The organism is Mesorhizobium sp. USDA 4132, from assembly GCF_056279545.1.
Genome location: NZ_JBWCCP010000002.1, coordinates 1,204,899 through 1,222,524, shown reverse-complemented (window position 1 = coordinate 1,222,524; position 17,626 = coordinate 1,204,899). Strand labels below are relative to the sequence as shown.

The window sequence follows — 17,626 nt, the reverse complement described above, 5'->3', positions numbered from 1 at the left end:
CGTCAGTGCCCGGTTTTTTCAACGAGATAGTAGACACTCCAGGTATCTCGCGAAGGAGAATTCCGTGTCAGCCATTCGCCGGTCTCTTTCAGCTTCAAGCCGGCGGCCTCTATGTGGCTTTGGATTTCCGCCGGAAAGAAATACCGCATCGGATGGAGTTCCTCGAAACTTGAAATCGCGCCCGTCTTCTTGTCTTCGACGAAGAAGGTGAATTTGACGGTCACGACATGCGCGCTGCTGTCGTGCTGCGGCTCCGCGATCCGGACAATCTTGAAACTGTCGTTTTCAGCCCGGCGGACTCGGGTTTCGGGGAGCTCATGCTCTACCGCCGGCCCGTGCCACAGGTCGAAGAGAGCGACGGATCCGTTCGACATGTGGGCGCTCAATGTCGCGAATGCGGCCGCCACGTCCGCTTCATTCGTTTGATAGCTCATGACATGGAACAGCGAGACAACCGCATCGAAGGACCGTCCAGCGTCGAAGTTCCGGAAATCGCCCTGTGTGAAGTGCGCGTGTCCCTCAGGGATATCGGCTGCCATGCCTCTTGCCTGCGCCTGCGCGAGCATGTGAGGGCTCAATTCCACGCCCAGAGTTTCGAATCCGCTTTTGGCCAGCATCAGATCGTGCTGACCGGTGCCGCATCCGAAATTCACCAGCGTTCGGGCGCCCGGCGCAATCTCCCGCAGCAGTTGCGCGACGAATTCAGCCTCTTTCGCATAGTCTTTGCCGGCATTGAGGGTGTCGTAGATTTCCGCGTAATTCGCGAACACGCTCATCGAACGATCTCGCGGACGGCGCTGGCGACCTCGTCGATATCCGCATCCGACAGCCCGAGACCGCTTGGAAGATAGAAGCCGTTGGCGCCGATATGCTCCGAGACCGGGTGATGTTCACCTGCGAAAAGCCCCATCTTCTCGAAGACCGGCTGGCGATGCATCGGCCAGAAGAATGGGCGCGTGCCGATCTTTCGGCTGGACAAGGCCGAAACGATCTCGGCGCGGGTCTTTTTCGCCGAGGGGCGGACCACGAGACCGAAAACCCAATAGATATTGTCGGCATAGTTGGTCGAGCGCGGCGCCCTGTCGAAGCAGTCGAGATCGCCCAGGCGCTCTTCATAGGCCGCGCCGATCGCTCGCTTGCGCGAAACGACGTCATCCAGTTGTTCGACCTGCGCCAGCCCCAGCGCCGCCTGCAGGTTGGACATCCGGTAGTTCCACCCCAATTCGTGATGCACGAATCGCTGTTCCTCGATGAAGCAGAGATTTCGAAGCGAGCGCGACCGCTCGAGCAGTTCGGGGTCGTCCGACAGGACCATGCCGCCTTCGCCCGTCGTGACATGCTTGTTGGGATAGAAGCTGAATATGCTGATATCGCCGAAGCTGCCGCAGGGTTTTCCCTTGTAGGTCTGCCCATGCATCTCGGCGGCGTCTTCGATGATCTTCAAGCCATGACGCCTGGCCAGATCGAGGATCGGGTCCATATCGACGGGCAACCCATAGATATGCACGACCATGATCGCTTTGGTGCGGGGCGTGATGCGCTGCTCGATCGCCTCTGCCGTCATGTTCCAGGTGATGGGATCACAATCGACCACGACCGGCGTCGCGCCGGCGCGAACGACGGCCGCGGCACAGGAAATGATGGTGAATGTCGGAATGATGACCTCGTCGCCTTCTCCGATCTTCAGAGCCTTGACAGCGACGTCCAGGGCGCATGTCCCGTTCGCGACCGCGACGCCGTCAGCGCGCGAAACCTTGGCGGCAAAGGCTAGCTCAAATCGGCGAACGAACGGGCCTTCGGATGAGACCCAGCCGCTTTCGATGCATTCCGCGAGGTACTCGGCTTCCCGCCCCTTGAATGACGGTGTGTTGACGGGGATCATGGAGCCTTCACCTTCTGGTCTGGATCGATCGAAAAATGGGCGGATGGCAAGGAGACGATTTCCTGCTCGGAAGCCCCTTCGAAGATGGTTTTGTCTTCATTTCCGGCGTAGGGGCCTTGCTTGACCTCCAGCATCTCGACGGGCTCCAGCATCTTGAAAGCGTGTCCGCCAGATGTCAGCATCAGCACGTCGCCCGCGCCGAGCTCTTCTGATCCGATATATTGCTGTTCCGATGTATAGAAATCGGCCCGCAGGCGACCACTCTTGATGACGAGCACTTCCTGGGTGAGCTGGACCGCCCGCTCGTTGAGATTGTGATAATGGGGCCGGATATATTCGCCCTCGGGGCGTTTCATGTAGGCCAATTGCTGCGAATAGCTTCCATCCGTCACGAATGTCACACCCGGTGACGTGAATTTGCTGGATATGATGATCGCAATCTCTGTCCCGTTGAAACTTATCCGCTTAATCATTTTTCATCCCAGGATTTATGGCCCATCGGAAGCCTATACCTCTACCGTTGCAGTCTATCTAGCACCTGTCGTGGACATTCAGAAGATTTCGTGGCCCAAACCGGATACTGGCCTAAAGAAAAACCGATCCGGTCTCCCCGGTTCGATCTGGCCGACTTATGAACTCTGCTACCGGTCACGCAGCGATGTCTGCAATACGCGCAGAAGCGGATTACCAGCGAGGGCATTCCGAAAATAAACGGCTGCACGAGCGGTACCTTCTTGAAGGCTCAAAGGATCAGCCGCAACGCGCAGAATAGCTTCCGCGAATTCCTGGTCGGTCGTCGCAGGGACGCCATTTCCGTGGGAAAGAAATGCCATCATCGACATATATCGAGTATGGATGACGGGTTTGTGGGCGGCGACGGCATCTTGAACGACACCGGACCCCTGAAGGCTGTAGATAGCCGTTTCGTATGGCAGCAGGACCACATCTACAGAATGAAAAAGCTGTTCGAACTCCTCAGGCGAAATGCGATTGTCTTGCGGAGAAACGAAGATATTCCATTCGCCCTCCTGAAATTTTCGCAGGTCTCCATAAACGCCGCCCTCACGAAAATCAGCTGTCGAACCCTGAATAAGGAAATCCAACGGTGGCGCCGCTCGGGTCTCGGCCAATTTGGCAAGAGCTGCGATGATACCCGTAAGCCGCCGGCTTCCCTTCTCGGGTCTCGGTTCTCCGAAAACACCTATCCGAAACCTATCACCTCGATCGATCCTGGCACCGGGAATAATTGTGGCATTCATGCTGCAGGGCAGGTAGAACCCGCCTTCTACAGGCATGCCAAAAGTCTCGCGGAAATGGACTGACAGTTCCTCGGTCTCGGTGAATAGGAAAACATTTGCGGGCAGGTTCGTAAGGATCGCCTCGAGCCGCTTTGAACGGAGCCGCTCGTTTCGGTCACCCAGTTCCGAATTCAGAAAGCGAAGACAAATCCTAGGCGCCGCATCTCCCAATATAGCTGTCAGCTCAACGGCTGACTCAAGGGTATCGAGTTCTGCGGTCGGCACGATGACAAGATCGTCGGCCCCCAGTTGAAGGCCTTGGCATATCTCAGCCAATTGCGCTCCGAATGCCGAAGGAGGCAACTTGATAGTTCGCACGGATTTGAGGGCGCCGAATCCCGCTTCCAGTCGTTCGAATACATTTCCGTGCAGCAAACGTGATCGCAATTTAGCCAGTTTAACCGACTTGGCGGTAAGCTCTCCGGCCGCCGCTCCCAAGAAGCCGTCATAGGTTTCCCCTGCGACGAGGCTTGTCTCATGATCCGGCAGATACGTACGCAGCGCAGAAATCTGAGTATGATGATGTCCGCGATTGTGGACGAGCTTTCGCTCTACAATCAGAAGCTTTTTACGCTTTCCCGCGTCGTTCATCGACCCATACTCTCTTGAATAACGCTCTGGTTCAGAAGCAGCAGAACGCATGCGCAACTGCGCCCGCCATGGATGGGAGCGGTGTATTTCATTCAGATTCGGTCTTTTCAGACGCCTGCAGATTGTTGAGACGGGCGTAAAGGCCATCATCGCGTTTGGCAAGTTCCTGGTGCGTGCCTTCTTCGACTGCGCGTCCTTCATGCATCACGATGATCTTGTCGGCATTGACGACCGTCGACAGGCGATGGGCAATAACGACGACCGTTCGCCCATGCATAGCCGAATCGAGCGCCCTTTGCACGGCGGCTTCGGATTCGTTGTCGAGTGCGGAGGTGGCTTCGTCGAGAAGTAGGATCGGTGCGTTGCGCACGAGCGCGCGTGCGATCGACAGGCGTTGCCGTTGGCCGCCGGAGAGCGTCATGCCGTTTTCGCCGACCGGTGTTTCGTAACCCGCCGGCTGCGTGAGTATGAACTCATGGGCATGGGCGAGGCGGGCGGCTTCCTCCACTTCGGCATCGGTCGCTTCCGGCCGTCCATAGCGGATGTTGTCGCGGATCGTTCCTTCGAACAGGTAGGGTTGCTGCGTGACATAGGCGAGGCTGTGGCGCAGCGACGCCTTGGTCACATGGGCTATGTCTTGTCCGTCGATCAGGATCTGGCCTTCGGCCGGATCGTAGAAGCGGGGGATCAGCGAGATGATCGTCGATTTGCCGGCGCCCGAAGGACCGACCAGGGCGGTTGTCTTGCCGCCTTCTGCGATGAGATCCACGCCCCGCAGAATCGGCTCCCCATTGCCATACGCGAACACGACACGCTTGAGCTCGATTTGCGCATTGGTGACGACAAGGTCGAGTGCCGTTGGATTTTCCCGCTGCAATGGCTGCATATCCAGCAAGCTGTAGATCATTTTGGCGTTAACAACTGCTCGCTCAAGCTCCACCTGCATTCTGGCAAGCCGGCGGGCGGGGTCGTAAGCCATCAGCAGCGCTGTGATGAATGCGAAGAAGGCGCCGGGCGCAACGTTGTCATAGATGGAGCGGAAGGATGCGTAACCGATCACGCTGGCGATCGCAACGCCTGCAAACGTGTCGGTGAGCGGTGCCGTGCGTTCAGAAAGACGCGCAATTCGATTGTTCTGTCTTTCGGATGTTTCGATAATGCGCCGGACCTTCCGCTCCAGCTGCCGTTCCATGGTGAAGGCCTTGACGATCGTGATTCCCTGGATCGTTTCCTGCATGGCGCCAAGTACTTTGCTGCTCACTTCGACGGATTCGCGCGTCACGCTACGCAGCCGCTGCGATAGGTAACGGATCGCAAGAATGAGGGGCGGAGCAACGGTGAACACGATCAGCGAGAGAACCCAGTCCTTCGAGACCATCACGACAATCAGCGACGCCAGCGTCAGCAAATCGCGAGCTGTCGATGTGACCGTCAGGTTAAGAACGTCTTTTATGCCCCCGATATTCTGATTGACTTGCGCCGTCAGTTGGGCGGACCTTGCTTCCGCAAAAAAACCGACCGAAAGCTTCATGAGATGCGAATAAAGGCGCCTCTGATAGCGGGCGACGATATTGTTGCCGATCTTAGACAGCGTCACCGCTTGTCCATAGGTCGCGAAACCGCGAACCACGAAGGCCGCAAAGATCCCAAGGCAAATGACAAGGACCATGTCGGCCCGTTTGTTGGCAAAAGCCTCGTTGACAACCGACTCCATAATCCACGCGGTGAAGGCGGTAGACATGGCTGTCGCCACCAGACAGGAGATCGCAAAAGCATATCCGCGGACGTGATCCCTGCCGTTCTCGGCGATCACCCGTTTCAGGACGCTGGCAACGGTGCCCGAATCCAAATGGGTCTTCTTGTTCTTTTTGCCGTTCAATTGGGCTTCCCCGCTCGTCGCACCGACGATGAGTTTTCACATTTGCGGGGTATTAAACGCTTGGCGCATACTTTGCCAACCGCGCAAATACGATTTTGCATGGCCGTTGCACGCGCGCATGAGCTGGACGAGGCCATTCGCCGCCGCCCGCTGGCATCCTGGATGCGTCCGGGCGTGAGTTATTCAATCAATTCGCAGAGGAAGAAGCAAGGGCAGGGAATGGCCGCGAGGCGCCGCCAGTTTTTGGCGCGCTTGCATACATCGTCCAGTACCTCTGAGCACGCTGCCAATACAAAGACACCCGAACCTGGGAGAATGGAGCCGCTGCCGCGGTCCCATTCCCCCAGCATATCTGATGTCGAACCAATCGGCGAAATCTGGTACAAGCCAAACACTGGCTCATCGCCCTTGGCCTAACCTGACTAAGTTGCTGGCAGTGTTATTATACGCGCGGGCAGCCAGGGGCCTTGGATATTATGACGGAATCCGGACGATTGCGGGCTCCGCCGCGCTTGCCGTATCCGTCGATATAATAATAACTGCGGTTCTCGGCGTTAATGTACGGATCGTTCAGGTATCGTGAGGCGGCGGCCACAGCTTCACGCCGGCCGCAGCCTGAACGCTCATAGCGGCGTTCCTCGCGGCGATCGTATCGCCGGTCATCATAGTACCGCCGGTCATCATAGTAACGGCGCTCTATCCGGGGGCTACGATCTCCGAATTCGAATTCGAATCCTTGGGCTGCGGCAGGCGCCGGTTGAATGCCGACCCCGACAAGCACGGTCGATATACCGGCCAACAGCCCGATTAGTTTCGCTCTCATTGTTTTTCTCCAGCAATGGTAATGAGCCAAATTAGCAGACTTAAAATGAACGGCAGCATAACAAGTTCCCCGGCATCCCCGATCGTCGCCCGTGAGGCAAAGATCTGATCGGGGAACTTTGCGGTCCGGCAAAAATGATTCCACGAAGACACGGCGCGCGCTCCGATTCATGACCGGTTTTGAACGGCCTTGCGAGCGAACCGCTTCAAACGTGAACTATTGGCGCTGAAGATTCTATTGGGATGTAAAATGGTGCTGCTAGAGAGATTTGAACTCTCGGCCTCTCCCTTACCAAGGGAGTGCTCTACCCCTGAGCTATAGCAGCGTCAGCCGGCGCGAAAGACCCGCGTCGTCGGCAGCGGCCTATTGCCATAGGTTCACCGGCAGCGCAAGCCGCAAATTCCAAGTTCTTTGCCAACGGGTGGGGAAAACGTCGCTTCCGCTTTCAAGAATCCCGCTTTTTCGGTATGGAGGGCCATGGCGAATGATGACGAACGGCACGATTCCGAAGGTGGGGATACCGGCGAAGGCCGTGGCGACCGGCACCGCAAGGCGATGGAAGCCCGCGAAGCGCAGCGCAAGGCGAAGGCTGCGGCCAAGCTTCGCGAGAATCTGATGCGCCGCAAGACCCAGGCGCGGGCCCGCCGGGCGGGCGAGGAGGATCTGACCCAGGGACTTCCCGCCGCAGAACCGGGACTGCCTGCCGCAAAAACGGACGAATCATCGTAGCTTATGCGCCAGACGGGCTATTCGGGCAGGCCATTTTAGCAATCATTGAAGCAGCGGCGGATTTCGTTTAAGGACGCCTCCTTTCGCGCTCTCAGAAGGAAGAGTTACAACTTATGGATCGCATCAGAATTGTAGGCGGCAACGAACTCAAGGGCACCATTCCGATCTCGGGAGCGAAAAATGCCGCTCTGCCGCTGATGATCGCCTCCCTTCTGACGAGCGACACGCTGACGCTCGAAAACGTGCCGCATCTGGCCGATGTGGAACAGCTGCTGCGCATTCTCGGCAATCATGGGGTCGACGTCGCCGTCAACGGCCGCCGCGAGCGCCAGGAAGAGAGCTATTCGCGCACCATCAATTTCACCTGCCGCACCATCGTCGATACGACCGCTCCTTATGAGCTGGTCTCCAAGATGCGGGCGAGCTTCTGGGTCATCGGGCCGCTGCTTGCCCGCGAAGGCCAGGCGCGTGTTTCGCTGCCGGGCGGCTGCGCGATCGGCACCCGTCCGGTCGATCTCTTCCTCGAAGGCCTGCAGACGCTCGGCGCCACCCTGGAGGTGGACGGCGGTTATGTGAACGCCACGGCCCCCAAGGGCGGCCTGATCGGCGCCACTTACGTCTTTCCGAAAGTGTCGGTCGGCGCGACCCACGTGATGATGATGGCGGCGACGCTTGCGCGCGGCACGACGGTGATCGAAAACGCCGCCCGTGAGCCGGAGGTCGTCGATCTCGCAAAATGCCTGACCGCCATGGGCGCCAGGATTTCCGGCGCCGGCACCCGGACGATCACCATCGAGGGCGTCACGTCGCTCTCCGGCGCCCGCCACCGGGTCCTGCCGGATCGCATCGAAACCGGCACCTATGCCATGGCTGTGGCGATGGCCGGCGGCGACGTCGTGCTCGAGGGCACGGAAGCGTCGTTGCTCGACAACGCCCTCGACACGCTGCGTTTGGCCGGTGCCCACATCACCGAGACCGAGACCGGCCTGCGCGTGGTGCGCAACGGCAACGGCATCCAGCCGGTCGATATCACCACCGAGCCGTTCCCCGGCTTCCCCACCGACCTGCAGGCACAGTTCATGGCGCTGATGACCCGGTCTTCAGGCGTTTCGAACATTACCGAAACGATTTTTGAGAACCGCTTCATGCACGTGCAGGAGCTTGCCCGCCTCGGCGCCAGGATTTCGCTGTCCGGCCAGAAGGCCCGGATTGAAGGCGTGACCCGGCTGAAGGGCGCTCCGGTCATGGCGACCGACCTGCGCGCTTCCGTCTCGCTGGTGATCGCCGGCCTTGCCGCCGAAGGGGAAACCATGGTCAGCCGCGTTTACCACCTGGACCGCGGTTTCGAGCGGCTGGAAGAGAAGCTCACCCGCTGCGGTGCGATGGTCGAGCGCGTCAGCGACTGATCGATTCGAAAGATCGAGATTTTGAAGGACGGTCAGGGCATTGCCCTTGCCGTCTTTTTTTGCATGTCTATGTTTTGCATACGCCCTTCTTAATCCCGCCTCATATTGTTTGATCCGGCACCCCACGGAGATTTTCCCATGACCGATGTTCAAGCCCCCGTCTGGTTCATCACCGGCTGCTCCACCGGCTTCGGCCGCGAACTTGCCAAACTGACCATCGAGCGCGGCTGGCCGACCGTCGTCACCGCCCGCGGCAAGGATCGCGTCGCCGATCTGGCCGAGGGCAGGGACCATGTTTTGGCGCTCGATCTCGACGTGACGGACATGAAGCAGGTTTCTGATGCGGTTTCGGCTGCTGAGCGGAAGTTCGGACGCATCGACGTGCTGGTCAACAACGCCGGCTACGGTTACCAGGCCTCGATCGAGGAGGGCGAGGAGGACGAGATCCGCGCCATGTTCGACGCCAATGTCTTCGGCCTGTTCGCGATGACCCGCGCCGTGCTGCCGGGCATGCGCGCGAAGCGCAAGGGCCATATCCTCAACATCACCTCGATGGCCGGCTTCATGGGCCTTCCGAGTTCCGGCTATTATGCGGCGAGCAAACATGCGGTCGAAGGTTTTTCCGATGCGCTCGCTCATGAAGGCGCGCCGCTTGGCATCAAGGTCACCTGCGTTGAGCCCGGTCCGTTCCGCACCGACTGGGCCGGCCGATCCCTGAAGCAGACGCCGAGCACGATCGCCGATTATTCCGAGACGGCGGCCGCCCGCATGGGCGCGACAGCCGGCTATAGCGGCCGCCAGCCGGGCGATCCGGTGCGCGCCGGCGAGGCGATGATCGCCGCGACCGACGCGGATCAGGCGCCCCGCCACCTGGTTTTGGGCGCCATCGCCTATAATGCCGTCACCCAGAAGCTGAAGGAGCGCCTGGCCCAGATCGAACTCTGGGAGGAAATCAGCCTTTCCGCCGATTTTCCCAGCTGAGGATGGCACGGTGGGGCCAGCCGGCTGGTGAGGGCGGTCATTCGCTCCCGGCGAGTGGTGAACCGTCCTGCAGCCGACCGGACCGCAACCGCTCCGGTCGGCCTTCACTGCGGCGGAAGCAGCGGCCGCAAAGCATCGATCAGTCCGGTCGTGCCGTAACGAATATTGCTGGCGCCCGGTTCGCTATCGATCAGGCCGCCCTTGTTATGGGCATCATAGACCTTAATCAGCAGTCCGGCAGCACTCGCGTTCATGATCCGCTCGAAACGTTCCTTCCATTGCGGACGGGGTATGGTTTGTGCGGAAACGGTCCGACCAACGAGCTGGCCCAGCGCCTCCGCAACGTCGCTGGCACTGTATCGGTCTGGCCCTTCGGCATGGATGACCTCGAGTCCTTTGCCGGTGGCAGGCTGCAACAGAAGGCCGGCGGCAATCGGGCCGAGGTCCGAAGCCGAAATCGTTGGAAACTTCCTGCCGACCGGGTCGTGAAAGGTCGGCAGGATGCCGGATGCGAGGGCGGTCGGGATGACGCGCCCCCATCCTTCCATATGCTCCGCCGATCGCAGCAGCAACGTGTGGCTATCGAGCCGGCCGAGCCTGTCCTCGAATATGCGGAACATGCTGGGCATCCCGATGTCGTCGGCGACGTGAGCGCCGTAGTCGGAAATCGCCAGCACCTGCTTGGTGCGCGCCTGTTCGAGCGCTCCGGCAAGGCTTTCTATCGCCCGCAGCATCTCGTCGGCGGTGTCTTTCGCCTGCGGCGAGGCCGGGAGGATGATCTGTACGGCATCCGCGTCGGCGATCGATCTGGCGAGGGCTTCGGCATCCAGAAGGTCGGCGATTGCGATCTCGCAGCCGATCTCGCTCAGCTGTTCCGCCTTTGCCGGATCGCGCAGGATCGCCCTGACGGGCACGCCCGCCTTGCGCAATGCCAATGATGTTGAATAACCGACCTTTCCGGCCGCTCCGACGATTGCAAGCATGTCCAATTCCTTGAGTTGCGAGGTATAGAGCTAAGGAATAGGGCAGGCCGCATCGCGCAGATTCAGACGGATCTTTGCAGTTTCGGGCGGATTTCGGGTGCCGGACGAGCGATCTCGCTCGGGGTCTGCCCGAGGATACGCTGCATCGTCGAGGCCATGTGGCTCTGGTGAGCGAAGCCGGCGGCCAGGGCGATCTCGCTGGCCGGCATCCTCGTCGTGGCCATCAGGGCCCTTGCGTATTCGATGCGGCGGCGCATCACATATTGATGCACGGACGTTCCGGTGCTGTGGCGAAACAGCGTCTTGAGCCGGGTGACGCTGACGCCCGCGACCGTCGCCAGATCGGCGAGATGGAGTTTCTGGTCCAAGTTCGTCTCGATGAAGTCGATCAGCATTCTGAGCTGGCGCGCGGACATTCTCAGCGCGCCGGAGGCTGCTGGGTATGGACTGCCGTCGGTCGTGGTTTCGATCAGTCGGACGGCCAGCGCGTTTGCCAGAAGATCGATGTAGAGCGGATCGGACGGCATTTCCGCCTCGAGATCCGCCTTGATGGCCCAGCCGATCGCCTCGATACGGGCATCGCGAAGCTGGAGCCGCGGGATGAATTCGATCCTTGCTGTGCCCCTTCCAAGCTCTTCGGCAACCTGTTCCAGAAGCGAGGGGCGAAGGCTCAGCCGCAGGATCTGGCAATCCGCATCGTCCTCCCAGGATCCATCCACGCCCGCCGGAACGAAATCGATATCGCCGGGCTTCTGCAAACGCCGCATCCGCCTGTCGCCGACCGTGCAATCCGCCTGGACGGGCGGACCGAAATGCATGCCCAGTCGATGCAGTTCGCTCCCCCGCGCATGCGAGGACATTCCGCCCGGGATATGCACGAGAGCGGCATCGAGCGCATTCCAGGCTCTTCCCTCACTGGAAAAGAGGATCCGGGGTGACGGTTGCGGCGAGGAAAGTGTCATGGTCGGATGTGCTCGGATCTCAACGTTTGGAACGATGCTACCCCTCATTCGCCTTCGCAACAACGCGCCAATTCGAGCGGAGTAGGGGTCTGCCGTCGGCCGGTTACCGCGGCGATGCCGATCTGCCCTACGGACCGGTGCTGGTGGTCGGAGGCGGCCAATCGGGCGTCCAGATCGCGGAGGAATTGGCCGAATCAGGCCGAACGGTCTTCCTCGCTACCAGCCGCGTCGGACGCTTGCCACGGCGCTACCGGGGTCGTGACATCATGGTCTGGCTTGAGGAAAGTGGGTTTCTGGACGTGCGGCGAGAGGAAGTTCTTCGGCTTGCGGGGCGAATCCCGGCTCGTGGCGTGCTTGGCTCGCTGCACACGATCAGCCTTCAGGCGCTCGGCGCCCAGGGTGTCACGCTTCTTGGGCGATTGACCGGGGTCGAGGATGGCGGTCGCCTCTCGTTCGCCGACGATCTCGAAGCGAATGTCAGCTTTGCGGATCAATCCTCGGACAGCGTCAAACGCCATGTCGACGAATATATATCAGCCGCGCTGGAATAGATGTGCCCGCTGCGCAGCCCGACCCGGCGGAGACGGTCGCGCTGCGTCGGCCGAACCCGCCTGTCTGTTCGCTTGACTTATCCCGGTCCGGAATAAACAGCGTGGTGTGGTGCACAGGCTTCAAGGGTGATTTTAGTTGGGTGAGACTTCCCGGTGTGCTCGACAGCTTGGGGCAACCGGTTCACGAGGACGGCGTGACCGCCCTGCCGGGCCTCTATTTCGCCGGATTGGATTTCGCCTCGACCCGAAAGTCAGGCATCATATTGGCGGTTGCCGAGGAAGCGCCTCGCCTTGTTAATCCCATCGTAGCGCATTCGTAACTACGCATGCCAAGGCGATATCCCCCGATAACCCCGGGGGACGAAATGCGGCCGGATGGCGGTTGCGTTCCTGCTTCTTCAACGGCTTGGCAGATTTTTCGCTCCATCGACATCCCCGCGATGAGGACACCGGGCAATAATGGCCGCGTCATCGGATGGGAACCGGGTTCGCGAACCGGCTGCCTTCACCAAGGTTCGAAAGTGCCCGGTTCTGGTGACGGTCGTCAAAAGCGGCGAGGGGAGGGCTCGGAAATCCTCCCTGAACCGCAAAAGACGATCGGGGCAGGTGGAAACCTACCTCACATCAATACCCCAATGCCCTGCCTGCCCCATTCCCGTCTTTGAACCGTGCCGGCACCATCTGTCGGCTGCGGATAAAGCTGCATGCTGTCTTGTTCGCCGCCGTTGCTTCTTGGCTCGTCACATCCTATCTCAAGTCCCAGGAACATTCGCGTGAACGCGCGCCTCTGGATGGATATTGGAAGCGATGACCGACTTGAAGCTGCTGGCCCTCGACCCGGACGACCTGGGTGTCATTTCCGCCCATATGCAGGATGCGGTCTTCAAGGTGGGTGACGTGCGCTGGTCGCAGCCCGAACGAAACTTCTCGCTCGCGGCCAACCGCTTCGTCTGGGAAAATGCCGGCGAGAAAAAACGTAAAAGTTTCGAACGCCGCCGCTCGGCGATCGTTTTCAAGCGGGTCGAGGCAGTACGCTCGACGGGCGTCAATCGCGGCCGGAACGACGAGGTCCTGTCGCTTTTGGCGATCACCTTCTCGCAGAAGGGCGACGGCCCGGAAGGGACGATCGAACTGGTGCTTTCCGGCAAATCGACGATTGCGCTCGATGTCGAATGCATCGAAGTTGCTCTTGCGGATGTCGGCGGCGCATGGGAAACGGCGTCGAAGCCCCGTCATCCCTGATCTGGCCCCTTTGCCCGAACGGTCTGAGCGGGATAACATCGTTTTTTGAGCTGGAAGGGATATCCGCTTGGCAATCTGGTTGGATCAGGCGTCGCAGGATTTTGAGGCGAAGTTTTCCGCATTTCTCTCGACCAAGCGGGAGGTCTCGGAAGATGTGAATACGGTGGTACGCGCCATCATCGACGATGTGCGCGCCCGCGGCGACCAGGCACTGATCGATTATTCCGCCCGTTTCGACGGTATCGACCTCGCCACGGTCGGAATAAAGGTGACCGAGGCCGAGATCGACGCCGCCTTCGCCGAGACCGACCGGAAGGTCGTCGGCGCCCTGAAGTTCGCCGCCGAGCGTATCGAGCGCCACCATGCCCGCCAGATGCCGAAGGACGACATCTACGAGGACGCGATCGGCGTCGGCTTGGGCTCCCGCTGGACGGCGATCGAGGCGGTCGGCCTCTATGTTCCCGGCGGCACCGCCAGCTATCCGAGCTCGGTGCTGATGAATGCGGTGCCGGCAAAGGTCGCCGGCGTGCCGCGCGTGGTCATGGTCGTGCCTGCAAGCAGCGGCAAGATCAATCCGGCGGTGCTCGCCGCTGCCCGCATCGCCGGCGTCACCGAGATCTACCGCGTTGGCGGCGCCCAGGCCGTGGCAGCGCTCGCCTACGGCACAGAGACGATCGCCCCGGTCGCCAAGATCGTCGGCCCCGGCAATGCCTATGTGGCGGCCGCCAAGCGGCATGTCTTCGGCACGGTCGGCATCGACATGATCGCCGGCCCTTCGGAAGTCCTGGTCATCGCCGACGCTGAGAACGATCCGGACTGGCTGGCCGCCGACCTGCTCGCCCAGGCCGAACACGATGCCGGCGCCCAGTCGATCCTCGTCACCGATGACGCCCGGCTCGGCAAGGCGGTGGAGGCGGCCGTCGAGCGCCAGCTGAAGACCCTGTCTCGTTCGCAGACCGCCGCGGCAAGCTGGCGCGATTTCGGCGCCGTTATCCTGGTGCCGGACCTGCAGGCGGCGCTGCCGCTCGCCAACCGCATTGCCGCCGAGCACCTGGAGCTTGCCGTTGCCGATCCCGACGCGCTGCTGCCGGGCATCCGCAATGCCGGTGCGATCTTCGTCGGCCGCCATACGCCGGAAGTGATCGGCGATTATGTCGGCGGCTCCAATCACGTGCTGCCGACCGCCCGCTCGGCCCGTTTTTCCTCCGGCCTTTCGGTGCTGGATTTCGTCAAGCGCACCTCCATCCTGCGGCTTGGGCCTGATCAGCTCCGCCAGCTCGCGCCGGCGGCGATCACGCTTGCGCATTCCGAAGGGCTCGATGCGCACGCCCGTTCCGTCGCAATCCGCCTGAACGGCCTGCCCCTCGACGACGAGGGCTGACGGATGGGGCGAGGCGACTTCCGGCTCTACGATGTCGTCCTGGACGATTCTATCGGGCGTTCGACGCCCGATGTGGAGCACGAGCGGGCAGTCGCCATCTTTGACCTGGTCGAGGAAAACTCCTTCGAGCCGTTCGGCCATGCCGGCGGGCCCTACAAGCTGAAGCTCTCGCTCGTCGATGCCAAGCTGGTGCTTGGCATCACCACCGACAGGGGCGACGAGGTCGCGACCCATATCCTGTCGCTGACGCCCTTCCGGCGGATCATCAAGGATTACTTCATGATCTGCGAAAGCTATTATGAGGCAATCCGTTCCTCGACCCCAAGCCGCATCGAGGCGATCGACATGGGCCGGCGCGGCGTCCACAACGAAGGCTCGCAGACGTTGATGGACCGGCTGGACGGCAAGATCCGCGTCGATTTCAACACGGCCCGCCGGCTTTTCACGCTGGTCTGCGTGCTTTACTGGCGCGGTTGAGCATGGAAGCAGTGCTCGCGCCGGAGACCAAAACCAAGAGACCGGGCGCCATCCTTTTTATGTGCGGCTTCAACATCATCCGTTCGCCGATGGCGGAGGCCATTGCAAAGCGGCTGCTGCCACCCGATATCTACGTCCAGTCGGCGGGCGTGCGCTCCGGAGAGCGCGATCCCTTCGTGGATGCGGTGCTGGAGGAGGTCGGCCTTTCGATCGGCCATGCAAAGCGGCTGCTGCCACCCGATATCTACGTCCAGTCGGCGGGCGTGCGCTCCGGAGAGCGCGATCCCTTCGTGGATGCGGTGCTGGAGGAGGTCGGCCTTTCGATCGGCCGCCACCAGCCGCGTACGCTCGAAGAGCTCGAGGACGATTTTTTCGACCTGATCGTCACGCTGACGCCGGAAGCCCACCATGCCGCGCTGGAACTGACCCGGGCCAATGCCGTCGACGTGGTCTACTGGCCGACCATGGATCCGACCGCTGCGACCGGCACCCGCGACCAGATGCTCGATGCCTATCGTGAGGTTCGAGACCACCTCTGGCGGCTGATCGACGAGCGGCTTTCCGGCATCAGTCGGCACCCCGCCGAGACCGCCTGAAACGGCCTGCCGGATGTGACTTGAAACGACATTGAGAATAGCGCGCAAGCGAGGTTCACAAAGCGGACACGATTGTGTAGTTTCCGCGCAAATTTCCGGGCGGGCGCGAAAAGCGTTGCCGGCCCAACCCAACACAGGAAGAAAAACTATAGATGGCTAAAGAAGAAGTCCTCGAATTCCCGGGCGTCGTGACCGAACTCCTGCCCAACGCGACGTTCCGCGTGAAGCTCGAAAACGAACACGAGATCATCGCCCATACCGCCGGCCGCATGCGCAAGAACCGCATCCGCGTTCTCGCCGGTGACAAGGTGCTTGTCGAAATGACGCCCTACGACCTGACCAAGGGCCGTATCACCTACCGCTTCAAGTAAAATCCCTTCATTCGCGGCGGGCTCTCATGGCGCTGGAACAAAAGCTGATATTGGCCTCCGGTTCTCCGCGCCGTCTCGACCTCCTCAACCAGGCCGGCATCGCGCCGGCGCGGCTGATGCCGATGGATATCGACGAGACGCCGAAGAAATCCGAACATCCGCGCTCGCTCGCCCGCCGGCTTTCGACGGAAAAGGCCGAAGCGGCGCTCGGCGCCATCCGCAACGATCCGGCCTGGAGGCACAGCTATATCCTGTCGGCCGACACGGTGGTCGCCGTCGGTCGCCGCATTCTCGAAAAGACCGAATATACGGAGCAGGCCTCGTCTGCCCTGCACCTGCTCTCCGGGCGCGGACACTGGGTCTATACCGGCATCTGCCTGATCACCCCCGGCGGCCAGTTCCGCCAGAAGGTGGTGCAGACCAAGGTGCGCTTCAAGCGGCTTTCCACCCGCGAGATCGACAACTATATCGCCTCCGGGCAATGGCGCGGCAAGGCGGGTGCCTACGCGATCCAAGGTATTGCCGGATCGTTCGTGCAGAAGCTGGTCGGCTCCTACACCAACGTCGTCGGCCTGCCGCTTTTCGAGGTGACCGGACTTCTGGCCGGCGAAGGCTTCGACGTGGCCGCGGCCTGGCCGGAAGGCTGATAGAGGCGGGTTCAGACGGTGCAGGCCGATGGAGCAAGCCGAAAGATGCTCCGGCTGCGCCCGTGGGGTGTCATCGGCGCTGGAAGGCTGCCGAATGCGCCATGCCCCCTGTAGAAAGGAGTATTCAGAGATGACATCAGAACCGATCAAGACCGGCGGCAAGGTCGAGCCGCTCAGGAAGACGAGGCCCTGCCCGGAATGCGGCAAGCCGTCCGCCCGCGACCACTATCCCTTCTGCTCCGACCGCTGCCGCACGCTGGACCTGTCGCGCTGGCTGACGGGTTCCTACGCCATTCCGGTCTCGGACGATGAGGCCAAGGCCGACGGCTCGGACGACTGAGCCGGGCAGGTCGTGCCTGTTTTTGTTCAGGAATTGGCGATTTTCGCAAACCTGTCAAAAAAGTGGGTTCTGGCGCTGGACATGGCCGAACAAGATGTTATAACCCCGCTCGCTCCGGGGGACACGACCCCCCGCCGGCCTCGGCCGGAAGGCCTCAGGCCTCGATGCCCGGATAGCTCAGTTGGTAGAGCAGCGGATTGAAAATCCGCGTGTCGGTGGTTCAAATCCGCCTCCGGGCACCATTTTTTTCTTGTCCGACCTGGATACATAGGTAACAGTTCGTTCCTAAGACATGGGTGACAACCTCGTGCCGAAGGGGTTGCTCACGCCGCCCGTTTCGTCGGGGACGGCCCGGCCTGACGCGTTCGAAGGCGATGCCGAGCCTCAGTCACCACACCGACAGCTTGGACAGATTATAGAGCCCGTTTGGGCTCGCGAATGGCAAGCCGTTGTCGCTGCGGGTAACAGTATTGGCCGCCAAGCTTGA

The 17,626-nt window shown here is 60.9% G+C and carries 19 protein-coding genes, 2 tRNA genes and 1 pseudogene; 13 read left to right on the top strand and 9 right to left on the bottom strand.

Translation table 11 applies throughout. From position 1 onward, the window contains the following. Positions 1–2: 2 nt before the first annotated feature. The 6 genes from ACZ9IU_RS28490 to ACZ9IU_RS28465 form a co-directional block, all read right to left on the bottom strand. The gene (locus ACZ9IU_RS28490; protein ID WP_040124526.1) at positions 3–776 is read right to left on the bottom strand and encodes a class I SAM-dependent DNA methyltransferase; all 774 of its coding nucleotides are present in this window, start codon (positions 774–776) and stop codon (positions 3–5) included. Then, positions 773–1,882 (bottom strand): DegT/DnrJ/EryC1/StrS family aminotransferase, encoded by a 1,110-nt coding sequence (locus ACZ9IU_RS28485; RefSeq protein ID WP_040124528.1) that lies wholly within the window; start codon positions 1,880–1,882, stop codon positions 773–775. The genes ACZ9IU_RS28490 and ACZ9IU_RS28485 overlap by 4 nt, the downstream gene beginning before the upstream one ends. Next, entirely contained in the window at positions 1,879–2,355 is a 477-nt protein-coding gene (locus tag ACZ9IU_RS28480) for a cupin domain-containing protein (RefSeq protein ID WP_051900395.1), read from the bottom strand. The genes ACZ9IU_RS28485 and ACZ9IU_RS28480 overlap by 4 nt, the downstream gene beginning before the upstream one ends. A gap of 168 nt (positions 2,356–2,523) precedes the next feature. Further along, entirely contained in the window at positions 2,524–3,771 is a 1,248-nt protein-coding gene (locus tag ACZ9IU_RS28475) for a glycosyltransferase family protein (RefSeq protein ID WP_040124529.1), read from the bottom strand. 88 nt (positions 3,772–3,859) lie between these two features. Beyond that, the gene (locus ACZ9IU_RS28470) at positions 3,860–5,650 is read right to left on the bottom strand and encodes an ABC transporter ATP-binding protein (RefSeq protein WP_040124530.1); all 1,791 of its coding nucleotides are present in this window, start codon (positions 5,648–5,650) and stop codon (positions 3,860–3,862) included. 1,073 nt (positions 5,651–6,723) lie between these two features. Further along, positions 6,724–6,798: transfer RNA gene (locus ACZ9IU_RS28465), tRNA-Thr, on the bottom strand. Between the two features lie 152 nt (positions 6,799–6,950). On the opposite strand from ACZ9IU_RS28465, the gene ACZ9IU_RS28460 reads away from it, so the two are divergent. The 3 genes from ACZ9IU_RS28460 to ACZ9IU_RS28450 all read left to right on the top strand — a co-directional run bounded on the left by ACZ9IU_RS28460 (position 6,951) and on the right by ACZ9IU_RS28450 (position 9,589). Next, on the top strand, positions 6,951–7,202 hold the full coding sequence (locus ACZ9IU_RS28460; protein ID WP_040124531.1) for a hypothetical protein: 252 nt from the start codon (positions 6,951–6,953) through the stop codon (positions 7,200–7,202). 113 nt (positions 7,203–7,315) lie between these two features. Further along, positions 7,316–8,608 (top strand): UDP-N-acetylglucosamine 1-carboxyvinyltransferase, encoded by a 1,293-nt coding sequence (gene murA, locus ACZ9IU_RS28455; RefSeq protein ID WP_040124532.1) that lies wholly within the window; start codon positions 7,316–7,318, stop codon positions 8,606–8,608. A gap of 138 nt (positions 8,609–8,746) precedes the next feature. Then, positions 8,747–9,589, top strand: a complete 843-nt coding sequence (locus tag ACZ9IU_RS28450) for an oxidoreductase (protein WP_040124534.1) — start codon at positions 8,747–8,749, stop codon at positions 9,587–9,589. 104 nt (positions 9,590–9,693) lie between these two features. On the opposite strand, the gene ACZ9IU_RS28445 is transcribed toward ACZ9IU_RS28450, so the two are convergent. Further along, positions 9,694–10,572, bottom strand: coding sequence for an NmrA family NAD(P)-binding protein (locus tag ACZ9IU_RS28445; protein WP_040124536.1), 879 nt, complete (start codon positions 10,570–10,572; stop codon positions 9,694–9,696). A 62-nt stretch (positions 10,573–10,634) separates the two neighbouring features. Next, positions 10,635–11,534: a helix-turn-helix transcriptional regulator gene (locus ACZ9IU_RS28440; protein WP_040124538.1), complete on the bottom strand. Its 900-nt coding sequence runs from the start codon at positions 11,532–11,534 to the stop codon at positions 10,635–10,637. Between the two features lie 26 nt (positions 11,535–11,560). Between ACZ9IU_RS28440 and ACZ9IU_RS28435 the strand changes: the two genes are divergently transcribed. The 10 genes from ACZ9IU_RS28435 (at position 11,561) to ACZ9IU_RS28390 (ending at position 17,381) form a co-directional block, all read left to right on the top strand. Then, positions 11,561–12,085: an NAD(P)/FAD-dependent oxidoreductase gene (locus tag ACZ9IU_RS28435; protein WP_051900397.1), complete on the top strand. Its 525-nt coding sequence runs from the start codon at positions 11,561–11,563 to the stop codon at positions 12,083–12,085. A gap of 140 nt (positions 12,086–12,225) precedes the next feature. Beyond that, on the top strand, positions 12,226–12,405 hold the full coding sequence (locus tag ACZ9IU_RS28430) for a hypothetical protein (RefSeq protein WP_197569354.1): 180 nt from the start codon (positions 12,226–12,228) through the stop codon (positions 12,403–12,405). A 487-nt stretch (positions 12,406–12,892) separates the two neighbouring features. After that, positions 12,893–13,327 (top strand): DUF2948 family protein, encoded by a 435-nt coding sequence (locus ACZ9IU_RS28425; protein ID WP_040125739.1) that lies wholly within the window; start codon positions 12,893–12,895, stop codon positions 13,325–13,327. A gap of 67 nt (positions 13,328–13,394) precedes the next feature. Continuing rightward, entirely contained in the window at positions 13,395–14,708 is a 1,314-nt protein-coding gene (hisD, locus tag ACZ9IU_RS28420; protein WP_040124539.1) for a histidinol dehydrogenase, read from the top strand. A 3-nt stretch (positions 14,709–14,711) separates the two neighbouring features. Beyond that, a complete protein-coding gene (locus ACZ9IU_RS28415) occupies positions 14,712–15,185 on the top strand; it encodes a UPF0262 family protein (RefSeq protein ID WP_040124541.1) in 474 nt (157 codons plus the stop codon). A gap of 2 nt (positions 15,186–15,187) precedes the next feature. Beyond that, the gene (locus ACZ9IU_RS28410; RefSeq protein ID WP_498957829.1) at positions 15,188–15,781 is read left to right on the top strand and encodes an arsenate-mycothiol transferase ArsC; all 594 of its coding nucleotides are present in this window, start codon (positions 15,188–15,190) and stop codon (positions 15,779–15,781) included. Positions 15,782–15,933: 152 nt separating this feature from the next. After that, positions 15,934–16,152, top strand: a complete 219-nt coding sequence (infA, locus tag ACZ9IU_RS28405) for a translation initiation factor IF-1 (RefSeq protein WP_004435948.1) — start codon at positions 15,934–15,936, stop codon at positions 16,150–16,152. Positions 16,153–16,178: 26 nt separating this feature from the next. Then, positions 16,179–16,799 carry a Maf-like protein gene (locus ACZ9IU_RS28400; RefSeq protein WP_040124544.1) on the top strand — a complete coding sequence of 207 codons (621 nt, stop codon included), beginning with the start codon at positions 16,179–16,181 and terminating at the stop codon, positions 16,797–16,799. Positions 16,800–16,929: 130 nt separating this feature from the next. Continuing rightward, on the top strand, positions 16,930–17,139 hold the full coding sequence (gene yacG / locus ACZ9IU_RS28395; RefSeq protein WP_040124545.1) for a DNA gyrase inhibitor YacG: 210 nt from the start codon (positions 16,930–16,932) through the stop codon (positions 17,137–17,139). A gap of 166 nt (positions 17,140–17,305) precedes the next feature. Then, positions 17,306–17,381: transfer RNA gene (locus tag ACZ9IU_RS28390), tRNA-Phe, on the top strand. 77 nt (positions 17,382–17,458) lie between these two features. Here the strand turns inward: ACZ9IU_RS28390 and ACZ9IU_RS28385 are convergent. After that, a pseudogene (locus ACZ9IU_RS28385) lies at positions 17,459–17,599 on the bottom strand (IS481 family transposase); the annotation flags it as partial. Between the last annotated feature and the right edge of the window lie 27 nt (positions 17,600–17,626).